Annotated in this window: 10 protein-coding genes; 1 reads left to right on the forward strand and 9 read right to left on the reverse strand. The window is 61.5% G+C overall.

Annotated features, from left to right (window positions below):
* Window positions 1–23 precede the first annotated feature (23 nt).
* Complete coding sequence (locus JVX98_RS15455) at window positions 24–491, forward strand: DUF5680 domain-containing protein (RefSeq protein WP_205239117.1); 468 nt, start codon at window positions 24–26, stop codon at window positions 489–491.
* Between the two features lie 167 nt (window positions 492–658).
* Here JVX98_RS15455 and JVX98_RS15460 read toward each other — a convergent pair whose 3' ends face one another.
* From JVX98_RS15460 to nuoN, 9 genes are all read right to left on the reverse strand, one after another.
* The gene (locus JVX98_RS15460; RefSeq protein ID WP_205239118.1) at window positions 659–1,969 is read right to left on the reverse strand and encodes a lipoprotein-releasing ABC transporter permease subunit; all 1,311 of its coding nucleotides are present in this window, start codon (window positions 1,967–1,969) and stop codon (window positions 659–661) included.
* Between the two features lie 391 nt (window positions 1,970–2,360).
* Window positions 2,361–3,047 carry an ABC transporter ATP-binding protein gene (locus tag JVX98_RS15465; RefSeq protein WP_043627193.1) on the reverse strand — a complete coding sequence of 229 codons (687 nt, stop codon included), beginning with the start codon at window positions 3,045–3,047 and terminating at the stop codon, window positions 2,361–2,363.
* A 16-nt stretch (window positions 3,048–3,063) separates the two neighbouring features.
* Entirely contained in the window at window positions 3,064–4,374 is a 1,311-nt protein-coding gene (locus tag JVX98_RS15470; RefSeq protein ID WP_205239119.1) for a lipoprotein-releasing ABC transporter permease subunit, read from the reverse strand.
* A 19-nt stretch (window positions 4,375–4,393) separates the two neighbouring features.
* Window positions 4,394–5,722 carry a proline--tRNA ligase gene (gene proS, locus JVX98_RS15475; RefSeq protein ID WP_043626125.1) on the reverse strand — a complete coding sequence of 443 codons (1,329 nt, stop codon included), beginning with the start codon at window positions 5,720–5,722 and terminating at the stop codon, window positions 4,394–4,396.
* Between the two features lie 749 nt (window positions 5,723–6,471).
* Window positions 6,472–6,741, reverse strand: coding sequence for a DUF1467 family protein (locus JVX98_RS15480; protein ID WP_043626126.1), 270 nt, complete (start codon window positions 6,739–6,741; stop codon window positions 6,472–6,474).
* 130 nt (window positions 6,742–6,871) lie between these two features.
* Entirely contained in the window at window positions 6,872–7,276 is a 405-nt protein-coding gene (mce, locus tag JVX98_RS15485) for a methylmalonyl-CoA epimerase (RefSeq protein WP_192447268.1), read from the reverse strand.
* 57 nt (window positions 7,277–7,333) lie between these two features.
* Window positions 7,334–9,001, reverse strand: a complete 1,668-nt coding sequence (locus tag JVX98_RS15490; RefSeq protein ID WP_043626129.1) for a ribonuclease J — start codon at window positions 8,999–9,001, stop codon at window positions 7,334–7,336.
* Between the two features lie 25 nt (window positions 9,002–9,026).
* Window positions 9,027–9,791 (reverse strand): biotin--[acetyl-CoA-carboxylase] ligase, encoded by a 765-nt coding sequence (locus JVX98_RS15495; RefSeq protein WP_205239458.1) that lies wholly within the window; start codon window positions 9,789–9,791, stop codon window positions 9,027–9,029.
* Window positions 9,791–11,233, reverse strand: a complete 1,443-nt coding sequence (gene nuoN, locus JVX98_RS15500; protein WP_192447269.1) for an NADH-quinone oxidoreductase subunit NuoN — start codon at window positions 11,231–11,233, stop codon at window positions 9,791–9,793. Before nuoN ends, JVX98_RS15495 begins: the two co-directional genes overlap by 1 nt.
* Between the last annotated feature and the right edge of the window lie 19 nt (window positions 11,234–11,252).

The following is an 11,252-nucleotide window of genomic DNA, read 5'->3' on the forward strand; positions in this document are numbered from 1 at the left end:
GCGCGAACGTATGAGGAACAATCATGGCCGCGCTCGAACCACTCAAAGAATTCATCGTCGAAGCGAAATCAAACACCTATGTCGGCGGCGGCGGGCGGCGCTCGTCGTCACGCCCGGGTTCCCGCGATATCGGCTATGAGCGGGATCGCTGGCGCTACGTCGACAGCTATTTCGGCGGGACCGATTTCGCAGGCCAGGAGACCGTTTGGCAGGATGATCGGCCGCAGTGGGCAATGAACTACTTCGGTCGGATCATCCGTCCTGACCTCATCAACGGCGAAAAGGCAGGCGTCGTCATCAAGGCGGCACTTCAGGCGATGTACCGCGACAAGCGGCATTTCCTCGGCGGCACGGAGTTCCGGCATGCCCATGGCTACTATATCGACAACAGCCGCGGCGACATCGCTCATTTTTCCGGGCACGAGGTCATCTTCGTCGATGGCGAGGAAGCCTATGAGCTCGACTATCGCGGCGGCGTGATCAGGCCATAGGGCAAGACCCTACAGCATGTGGCGCAGGAGCGAGTAACGGTCTGCGACGCGGAAAGATCGCGGCGCGCTTTCGGCGCGCTGTGCGGTGGAATCGCTTGTGACGGTGGCGGTCGCTCGTCGCAAGCGCGCGTTATTCAAGAGATACCGTTGTCGGTCGTGGGGTCGGGTCAATCGTAACGCAAAGCCTGCACCGGGTCGAGGCGCGAGGCGCGCCAGGCCGGAAAGATCGTGGCGAGGAAGGAAAGGGTCAGCGCCATGACGATGACAAGCGCGGTCTCGTCGGCGTTCATGTCGGCCGGAAGCTGGTTCAAGAAATAGAGTTCCGGGCTGAATATCGTCGTCCCGGAGATCCAGGAAAAGAACTGCCGTATGGATTCGATGTTGAGGCAGACGACGACGCCGAGCGCCACGCCCGCGACCGTTCCGGCGACACCGATTGCAGCACCCGTCATGAAGAAAATTCGCATCACCGCGCCTGAGGTTGCGCCCATTGTTCTCAGGATCGCGATATCGCTGCCCTTGTCCTTCACCAGCATGATCAGGCCGGAGACGATGTTGAGCGCCGCGACCAGAACGATCAACGACAGGATCATGAACATCACGTTGCTCTGGACCTCGAGCGTCGAGAGGAAGGTCCTGTTGCGGTCGCGCCAGTCGGTGATGAAGATCTGCCGGCCGGCCGCACCCTCGATCGGCTGGCGCAGCTCGTCGATGGCTTCAGGACGCTCGACGAAGATCTCGATCGACTGGACCAGTCCTTCGGCGTTGAAGAACAGCTGCGCTTCCTCAAGCGGCATGAAGAGGATCGTCGCGTCATACTCCGACATGCCGATCTCGTAGATCGCCGAAACGGTGTAGGCCTTGACGCGCGGGTTCATGCCGAGCGGCGTCACGTCGCCATTGGGCGAGGTCAGCGTGATCGTACCGCCAACCTGAATGCCGAGCTGCTCGGCCATGCGCGAACCGATCGCGACACCTGTGCCGGAGGCAAAGCCGACGAGATCGCCGGACTGGATATGGTCGGAAACCGACTTCATCTTGCTCAAGTCGTCGGCGCGGATACCGCGTACCAGAGCACCCGTCGAACTGTCTCCGACGCCCTTAGCCAGAACCTGCCCCTCGAGCATCGGGATCGCCATTGTGACACCCTTGACGCCCGAAAACTTCGTCGCCAGTTCCGGATAGTTGTTCAGCGGGCCATCGATCGGCTGAACGATCATATGGCCGTTGATGCCGAGAATGCGGGCGATGAGCTCCGTGCGGAAGCCGTTCATCACAGCCATGACGATGATCAGCGTTGCAACGCCGAGCATGATGCCGATGAAGGAGAAGCCGGCGATGACGGAGATGAAGGCTTCCTTACGCCTGGAGCGCAGATAACGCCACGCCACCATGCGCTCGAAGGCGGAGAAGGGTCGGCTGAAGGACTTTTCAGGCTGCGTTGCGGCCTGCACCTGATCTTGCACCACGGCGGTCATCCTGCCTTCCCTTGCCTCATCACTTCGCCGCGATCAGCTTGTCGATCGCAGCCTCGACGGTCAGCGTCTCGTGGTCCTCTATTTCGACCTCGCCATTGGCAATCGAACGCGAATCAACGATCACGTGAACCGGCACAGCGCCCGCTCGCAAGAGGTATCGCCGACCTAGATTGCGCGGCGATGACGTCGAGACCCACCATGTGCAGCGGGATCAGGGACGGTTTCATCTCTTCCGCCTGCACCATAGCGGTGCCGGGCGACTGCTGGCAGCGGACTGGCTGAGGAACAGCCACGTGGGAAAGCGCACGTGGCATTTCAACGGAACAGCGGTTTCCCGCAAGTGACTGGCGAGCGGCAGGCCCCGGAAGGCGGCGTGCACGCCGCCAGACCATCAGGCCATCTCCACGACCTTGCCGTCCTCGATCGTCACGCGGCGATCCATCAGCCCGGCGAGTTCATGATTGTGCGTGGCGATCAAGGCCGCGAGCCCTGACTGGCGGGCGAGCGCTTCCAGCGCCTCGAAGACGTAGCCGGCAGTCTCAGGGTCGAGATTGCCCGTCGGCTCATCGGCAAGCAGCACGAGCGGCGCGTTGGCGACCGCACGCGCGATTGCGACGCGCTGTTGTTCGCCGCCCGAAAGCTCCGCCGGACGATGTTCGGCGCGGTGGCCGATGCGCATATAATCGAGCAGAGCCTTCGCCCGTTCCGCGGCTTCCTTCTTTGGCAATCCCCCGATCAGCTGCGGCATCATGATGTTTTCAAGTGCCGTGAACTCAGGGAGCAGATGGTGGAACTGGTACACGAAACCGATCTCGTTGCGACGGATCGCCGTGCGCCGGTCGTCGTTAAGCCCGCCGCAGGACACCCCGTTGACCAACACCTCGCCGGCATCAGGGCGTTCCAACAGGCCCGCGACATGCAGCAGCGTCGACTTGCCGGTTCCCGAAGGTGCGACCAGCGCGACGGTCTCGCCGCTTCTCAGGGTGAAATCCGCGCCCTTGAGGATGGACAGAAAGGTCTCACCTTCCCCGTAGTGCCGTTCGACGCCGGAGAGTTGCAGTGCCACACGCGCATTCATTCAAGTGTCGTCCTTGTCATTCGTAACGCAGGGCCTGCACCGGATCGAGGCGCGAGGCGCGCCAGGCCGGAAAGATCGTGGCGAGGAAGGAAAGGGTCAGTGCCATGACGATGACGAGTGCGGTCTCGTCGGCGTTCATGTCGGCCGGCAACTGGCTGAGGAAATAAAGCTCAGGGCTGAAGAGCGTCGTTCCCGAAATCCAGGAAAAGAACTGCCGAATGGATTCGATGTTGAGGCAGACGATGACGCCGAGCGCCACGCCCGCGACCGTTCCGGCAACACCGATTGCAGCACCCGTCATGAAGAAGATGCGCATTACCGAGCCCGACGTAGCTCCCATTGTTCTCAGGATCGCGATATCGCTGCCCTTGTCCTTCACTAACATGATAAGGCCCGAGATGATGTTGAGCGCCGCGACCAGCACGATCAGCGTCAGGATCATGAACATCACGTTGCGTTCCACCTGGAGCGCGGAGAAGAAGGTCTTGTTGCGGTCGCGCCAGTCGGTGATGAAGATCTGCCGGCCGGCCGCATCCTCGATCGGCTGGCGCAGTTCGTCGACGACGTCAGGATGCTCGACGAAGATCTCGATCGACTGGACCAGTCCCTCGGCGTTGAAGAACAGCTGCGCTTCCTCAAGCGGCATGAAGAGGATCGTCGCGTCATATTCCGACATGCCGATCTCGTAGATCGCCGAGACGGTGTAGGCCTTGACGCGCGGGTTCATGCCGAGCGGCGTCACGTCGCCATTGGGCGAGGTCAGCGTGATCGTGCCGCCGACCTGAATGCCGAGCTGCTCGGCCATGCGCGATCCGATCGCGACACCTGTGCCGGAGGCAAAGCCGACGAGATCGCCGGACTGGATATGGTCGGAAACCGACTTCATCTTGCTCAGGTCGTCGGCGCGGATGCCACGCACCAGGGCACCCGTCGAGCTGTCGCCCACACCTTGCGCCAGAACCTGCCCCTCGACCATCGGGATCGCCATGGTGACGCCCTTGACGCCCGAGAACCTCGTCGCGAGGTCAGCGTAGTTGTCGAGCGGACCGTCGATCGGCTGGACGATCATGTGGCCGTTGATGCCGAGAATGCGGGAGATGAGCTCGGTGCGAAAACCGTTCATGACGGCCATGACAATGATCAGCGTTGCAACGCCGAGCATGATGCCGATGAAGGAGAAGCCGGCGATGACGGAGATGAAGGCTTCCTTGCGCCTGGAGCGCAGGTAGCGCCACGCCACCATGCGCTCGAAGGCGGAAAAGGGTCGGCTGGAGGACTTTTCAGGCTGCGTTGCGGCCTGCACCTGATCTTGCACCACGGCGGTCATCCTGCCTTCCCTTGCCTCATCACTTCGTTGCGATCAGCTTGTTGATCGCAGCCTCGACGGTCAGCGTCTCGCGCTCGCCGGTCTTGCGATCCTTGAGCTCGATTTCACCATTGGCAATCGAGCGCGGTCCGACGATCACCTGAACCGGCACGCCGATCAGATCGGCCGTTGCGAACTTGGCACCAGCGCGGTCGTCGCGATCGTCGAGAAGCACGTCGAATCCGGCATTTCCGAGTTTCGAGTAGAGCGTCTCGCAGGCACCGTCGCAAGCGGCGTCGCCTGCTTTCATGTTGATGATCACGGCATCGAACGGCGCGATCGACTTCGGCCAGATGATGCCGTTGTCGTCATGCGAAGCTTCGATGATCGCCGGCACCAGACGGGTCGGGCCGATGCCGTAGGAGCCCATGTGCACAGCGTGCTCCTTGCCGTCGGGGCCGAGCACCTTGGCGCCCATGGCTTCGGAGTACTTGGTGCCGAAATAGAAGATGTGACCGACTTCGATGCCGCGGGCCGAGAGACGGTCGCCTTCGGCCACAGCGTTGAAGGCCGCCTCGTCGTGCATTTCCGACGTGGCCGCATAACGCGAGGTCCACTTGTCGAAGATCGTCTTCAGGCCGGCGACGTCATCGAAATTCGTATCTTCGCCCGGAATGTCGAAGCCGAGGAAGTCCTTATGGCAGAACACTTCGGATTCGCCGGTGTCGGCGAGAATGATGAATTCGTGGCTCAGGTTGCCGCCGATCGGGCCGGTATCGGCACGCATCGGAATGGCGCGAAGGCCCATGCGCGCGAAGGTGCGAAGGTAAGCGGCGAACATGCGGTTATAGGCGTGCTCGGCCCCTTCCCGATCGAGATCGAAGGAATAGGCATCCTTCATCAGGAATTCGCGCGAGCGCATGGTGCCGAACCGCGGACGGATCTCGTCACGGAACTTCAGCTGGATATGATAGAGGTTGAGCGGCAGATCGCGGTAGGACTTCACGTAGGAACGGAAGACGTCCGTGATCATTTCCTCGTTCGTCGGACCATAAAGCATCGGCCGGTCCTGGCGGTCCTTGATGCGCAGCATCTCCTTGCCATAGGCGTCGTAGCGCCCGCTCTCCTGCCACAGCTCGGCAGACTGGAGGGTCGGCATCAGAAGCTCGATCGCGCCGGAGCGGTTCTGCTCTTCGCGGATGACCGCATTGACCTTGTCGAGAACCCGCTTGCCGAGTGGCAGCCAGGTATAGATGCCCGAGGATTGCTGCCGGACCATGCCCGTGCGGAGCATGAGACGGTGGGAAACGATTTCCGCTTCCTTAGGATTTTCCTTGAGGATGGGCATGAAAAAGCGGGACAGGCGCATGACGGGTTCCAGAACTTGATGAACGTCGCACTATCGGCGGATTCGGGCGAAATGACGTTGAGCGAGATGCCGGCTTCACCTTTTGATTGATAAAGGCGACCGCTGCTTCTCGGGTCGGACTCTCCATTTTCCATCACCGGCGCAGCCGGCAGGAACCTTTACGAGCCTTCCGTTCATAGCTGCTTCGCAGGCGGAAGAAAACCCTGCTCTCCGTTGTCACGGGCAGAGAAAGCATCCACGGATTTTCAGGGGGAATGCGACGCCGATCCTGCGTCACAAGAGCACGCTAGTAACAAGATTACGACAGTAATTGTCAACGGGAATATTTTACCCGACTGTAGCAAAAATGCAAAAAAACAGGATGACAGAGCCCAATGTTTGGGCTAGTTTCGGCTCACAAAACAGGCATGAAGACTAAATTCTTGCCGACTTTCGCGGTCAAGTCTTGGGAGGATAAGATCTTAGGCGCGCTTCGTCGCTGCCGCCGGAAACGGATTAAAGATCACGCGAAACTTGAAAAACAAGGCTTTTAGCCTTGTTTTTTTTTGCTTTTCAGCAAGCGACATCCCCGCGAAGCACCTTGCAAAATTGAACTATGTCAATTTCACGGCGGTCAATCCTATAATTGCCCGGGTCTTCTCCGCAGGCATGCGCGACGGTGCCGTCAAGGCATGGATGCGCTCAACAGACCGCAGAGAATTTGTCGCAACGAGAACGATCGCCCTCGGGTGGCGGCGGCGATGAACTTATCAATAGAATTTTGGGTAGAAACGCGGAATGGAATCGATGCCGTAGCCCAGCCTGACGGACAGGATATACCAGGCGAGTTGAATGACGGCCGCAATTATGGTCGTCAGAAGCACGACCCGCTTGGCGTTGAACTTCGCCGGTGCGCTCTCGACACTCCCCGGAACGACGCTGTTTTCTTCCGCTTGGGTGCGCACGCCCAAGGGCAGCACGGCAAAGAGCGTAATCCACCAGATGATGAAGTAGATGGCAAAGGTCGAAAAAAGCGGCATTTCAAGCTCCCGGTGAAGGCGATCGGCAAGACGGTGGGCAGCCCCGTATTCGCCGCGACTTCCGCGACATTCCGTCCGCCTTATAGCGCCGCCGGCCCGATCGCACAAACCGTCATCGCGCGATCAACTGTCACACCTCTTCGAGCTCGATCAGCGTACCCTGAAAATCCTTGGGATGCAGGAAGAGCACCGGCTTGCCGTGCGCGCCGATCTTCGGCTCGCCATCCCCCAGCACCCGCGCACCGGCGGCGCGCAACGCGTCGCGCGCCGACAGGATGTTCTCCACCTCGTAGCAGATGTGATGCATCCCACCCGAAGGGCTCTTCGCCAGGAAGGTCGCTATCGGCGAGCCCTCGCCGAGCGGCTCGAGCAGTTCGACCTTGGTGTTGGCAAGCGTAACGAACACGACAGTGACGCCGTGTTCTGGCAAAGCCTGCGGCTCGGTGACGGAGGCGCCGAGCGTCGAGCGATAGCTTTCGGCGGCCGCGTGAAGATCCGGCACGGCGATGGCGATGTGGTTCACTCTTCCAAGCATGGCGATCTCCCGCTTTGACGTCCGGTTTCGCTTACAAGGTTGCGCGCGACGAGCCAATCAGACTTTGGTGACAAACACCGTGACGATCGGCTTCTTGCCCCAGATCTGGTTGGCGGTGCTGCGCACGGCGCGGCGGACCGCCTCCTGCAGCATCGCCAGATCCTTGCGCTTGGCCCGCGGGATGCTCTCGACGGCGCCGAGAATGGCGTCATAGAGCGTGTCCTCCATGTCCTCACCCTCGTCGTCGAACTCCGGCAAGCCGATCGCGACGATATCCGGGTCGCCCAGGAAATCGTAGCGGCTGTCGAGAACGACGTTGACGGCGACATGGCCGGCGAAGGAGAGCTTCCGGCGTTCGCCGATGCCCATCTCCTCGAAGTCGCCGATGAGGCTGCCATCCTTGTAGATGCGGCCGTGGGGCGCTTCGTCAATCACTTCGGCGGGACCTGGCGCAAGACGCAGCATTTCGCCGTTCCGAAGACGCGGAACGCTGGCGATGCCGGACTGGCGACCCAGCTCGCCGTGCGCCGTCAGATGCGCCGCCTCGCCATGAACAGGCACAAGGATCTGCGGCCGCAGCCACTGGTACATCTGCTGCAGCTCGGTGCGACGCGGGTGGCCGGACACGTGCACCAACGCTTCGCTGTCGGTGATGATGTGGATGCCCTGTTCGACGAGGCCGTTCTTGATGTCGTTAATCGCCTTTTCGTTGCCCGGGATCGTGCGTGAGGAAAACACGACCGTGTCGCCAGCCGAGAAAGCGACATTGCGCATCTCGTCGCGGGCGATCTTGGCAAGGGCTGCCCGCGGCTCGCCCTGGCTGCCGGTGAGGATCACAACGACCTTATCACGCGGCACGTAGCCGAACTCGTCTTCGGCGAGGAAGGGCTTGATGCCTTCCATCAGCCCAAGGTCCGTAGCGACGGCGACGACCCGCTTCATCGAACTGCCGAGCAGGAGCACATCCCTGCCCGCCTCTTCGGCCGCTTCAGCGATCGAGCGGATGCGCCCGACATTCGAGGAGAACGTCGTAATCGCCACCCGACCCTCGGCACTGGCAATGATCTTCGTCAGGCTTTCGGAAACCTCCTGCTCCGATGGCGAAACACCGTCGCGCATCGCGTTGGTGGAATCGCAGACGAGCGCAAGCACACCTTCATCGCCTATCTGGCGGAACCGCGCCTCGTCGGTCAGCGGCCCAAGCGACGGATGCAGATCGATCTTCCAGTCACCGGTATGAACCACGGTGCCCGCCGGCGTGCGGATGATCAGCGACATCGGCTCAGGGATCGAATGGTTGACGCCGACGGCCTCGATCTCGAAGGGGCCGACATTGATACGGTCGCCCTGCTTGAAGATGGTGACGGGGATTTCGCCCCGGCTCTTCTCGAAATCGCGCTTGGCTTCCAGCATCCCCGCCGTGAACGGCGAGGCGTAGACCGGAACGTTCAGCCCCGGCCACAGGTCGTTCAGGCCGCCATAGTGGTCTTCGTGGGCATGCGTGATGATGATGCCCTTGAGATTGCGACGTTCCTCGGCAAGGAAGCCGATATCGGGGAGAACGAGGTCGACGCCCGGAAGATCGGGCCCCGGAAACGTCACACCGCAATCGACCATGATCCACTGGCGGCTTCCCGGCCGCCCGTAGCCATAAAGGCCGAGGTTCATGCCGATTTCGCCGACGCCGCCGAGCGGCAAGAACACCAATTCTTCTTCTTGCGCCATGTCGTGTTGCGCCCCTGTTCCAAATTTATCCGAAAAATACGTCGCCGGCGGCAATCGCCTGCGTCATGCCGTTGCCGGTGTCGAGCACCAGCCGTCCGGCCTCATCAATACCGGCAAAGCGCCCTGAAAGCGACCGGTCCGGCAGGTTCACGGTTATCGTTTCACCGATGCCGCGGGCTGCTGCCCGCCATTGTTCGATCGTCGTGGCGATACCGGCGCCCCGATCCCAAACCTGCAGGGTCTCCGCCATCGTCAGGAACAGGCGCGCAAACAGTTCGTCGGGCGAAACCGACGCTCCTTCGTTGGCCAGCGACGTCACGGGATAGAGCCCTTCATCCGGCTGGACCGCGATGTTGATGCCGCAACCGATGACCAGCGCCCGGCGCCCGTCCGGCAGGCTTTCGCCTTCAAGCAGGATACCGCAGGTCTTCTTGCCGTCGATCAGGATGTCGTTCGGCCACTTGATCTCGACAGGCGCCGAACCCGGCGGCATTACCTGGCGGATTGCCCTGTGAACGGCGACGGCAACGGCAAGCGGTAGCGAATGCAGCTGCTCGACCGGAGCCGGCTCGATGAGGAGAAGCGAAGCGTAGAGATTGCCCGGTTCGGAGAACCATGCCCGGCCGCGACGCCCGCGCCCGCCGGTCTGCCTGATGGCCGTGACCCAGAGATTGCCCGGGTCACCCTGGCGCGCACGCGCCAGGCATTCGCTGTTGGTCGACCCGACCGCATCGAGAGCGACGTGCCGGAAATCGTCGAGCGAGATCCGGCCGCCGCTTTCAAAGGCGATCAAAAGAAGGTCCGCGCCGCGACTTCAGCGGCGTTTCCGAGCGGGCCGCCGATCAGGACGTATCCGAGAACGAACAGCCCCGAGAGACCGAAGACCAGCCGCAGTTCGCCGGCGGTGCGGGCAAACTCGCCCTTGGCATCGTCGAACCACATCACCTTGATGACGCGCAGGTAGTAGTAGGCGCCGACAACCGATGCGAGAACGCCGATGATGGCGAGTGCATAGAGCTGAGCTTCGATGGCCGCCATGAAGACGAAGTACTTCCCGAAGAAGCCTGCCATCGGCGGGATGCCGGCGAGCGAGAACATCAGGACGGTCAGCACGGTCGCCATGAAGGGGTTGGTCTGCGACAGACCGGCGAGGTCGTCGACGTTCTCGACGTTTTCGCCTTCCTTGCGGCGCATCGCCAGGATGCAGGCGAAGGTGCCGAGCGTCATGACCATGTAGATGAGCATGTAGAGCAGCACGCCGCGAACACCGGCCATGGAGCCGGCGGCAAGGCCGACCAGCGCGTAGCCCATGTGGCCGATCGAGGAATAGGCCATCAGGCGCTTGATGTTCTTCTGGCCGATCGCCGCGAACGCGCCGAGCAGCATCGATGCGATCGAGATGAAGACGATGATCTGCTGCCAGTCGGCAACGACGGGCTCGAAGGCGTTGATGACAATGCGAACGAGGATCGCCATGGCGGCGACCTTCGGTGCCGCCGCGAAGAAGGCGGTGACCGGCGTCGGCGCGCCTTCGTAAACGTCCGGCGTCCACATGTGGAACGGCACGGCCGAGATCTTGAAGGCAAGGCCGGCAAGCACGAAGACCAGACCGAAGATCAGGCCGAGCGAGCGGCCTTCAGCCGTCAGCGCAGCGGCGATCTGGGTGAAGCCGGTGTGGCCGGTGAAGCCGTAGATCAGCGACATGCCGTAGAGCAGCATGCCCGAAGAAAGCGCACCAAGGACGAAGTACTTCAGGCCTGCTTCCGTCGAGCGCACGCTATCGCGGTTGATGGCGGCGACGACATAAAGGGCCAGCGACTGCAGTTCCAGCGACAGGTAGAGCGACATCAGGTCGTTGGCCGAGATCATCAGGAGCATGCCGAGCGTTGCCAGCACCAGGAGCACCGGAAACTCGAAACGGTCGATCTGGGCAGAGCGCGCATGGCCGACCGTCATCACCAGGGCGGTGATGGAGCCGATCAGGGCAAGAACCTTCATGAACTTGGCGAAGGGATCCGACAGGAAGGCGCCGCCATAGGCTTCGCCTTCACCAGTCTTCAGAACGAGCCAGAGGCCGGCGATGATCAGAACGGCAACCGCAAGACCGGTGACCGTCGACGCCGACTTCTCGCCGGAAAACACGCCAATCATCAGCAATGCCATCGCGCCGACCGCGAGGATCAGCTCGGGGATCGAGAGTTGCAGGCTTGCAAGGAGGGTTTCAGCAGTCATGTCCAATCACGTCCTGTGG

The sequence above is a fragment of the Ensifer sp. PDNC004 genome (genome assembly GCF_016919405.1).
GTDB lineage: Bacteria > Pseudomonadota > Alphaproteobacteria > Rhizobiales > Rhizobiaceae > Ensifer.

What these genes read in the sequence shown, in the direction of transcription:
- nuoN (WP_192447269.1), bottom strand. Translation starts at nt 11,233, where the DNA reads ATGACTGCTGAAACCCTCCTTGCAAGCCTGCAACTCTCGATCCCCGAG.
- JVX98_RS15465 (WP_043627193.1), bottom strand. Translation starts at nt 3,047, where the DNA reads ATGAATGCGCGTGTGGCACTGCAACTCTCCGGCGTCGAACGGCACTAC.
- JVX98_RS15460 (WP_205239118.1), bottom strand. Translation starts at nt 1,969, where the DNA reads ATGACCGCCGTGGTGCAAGATCAGGTGCAGGCCGCAACGCAGCCTGAA.
- proS (WP_043626125.1), bottom strand. Translation starts at nt 5,722, where the DNA reads ATGCGCCTGTCCCGCTTTTTCATGCCCATCCTCAAGGAAAATCCTAAG.
- mce (WP_192447268.1), bottom strand. Translation starts at nt 7,276, where the DNA reads ATGCTTGGAAGAGTGAACCACATCGCCATCGCCGTGCCGGATCTTCAC.
- JVX98_RS15490 (WP_043626129.1), bottom strand. Translation starts at nt 9,001, where the DNA reads ATGGCGCAAGAAGAAGAATTGGTGTTCTTGCCGCTCGGCGGCGTCGGC.
- JVX98_RS15470 (WP_205239119.1), bottom strand. Translation starts at nt 4,374, where the DNA reads ATGACCGCCGTGGTGCAAGATCAGGTGCAGGCCGCAACGCAGCCTGAA.
- JVX98_RS15455 (WP_205239117.1), top strand. Translation starts at nt 24, where the DNA reads ATGGCCGCGCTCGAACCACTCAAAGAATTCATCGTCGAAGCGAAATCA.
- JVX98_RS15480 (WP_043626126.1), bottom strand. Translation starts at nt 6,741, where the DNA reads ATGCCGCTTTTTTCGACCTTTGCCATCTACTTCATCATCTGGTGGATT.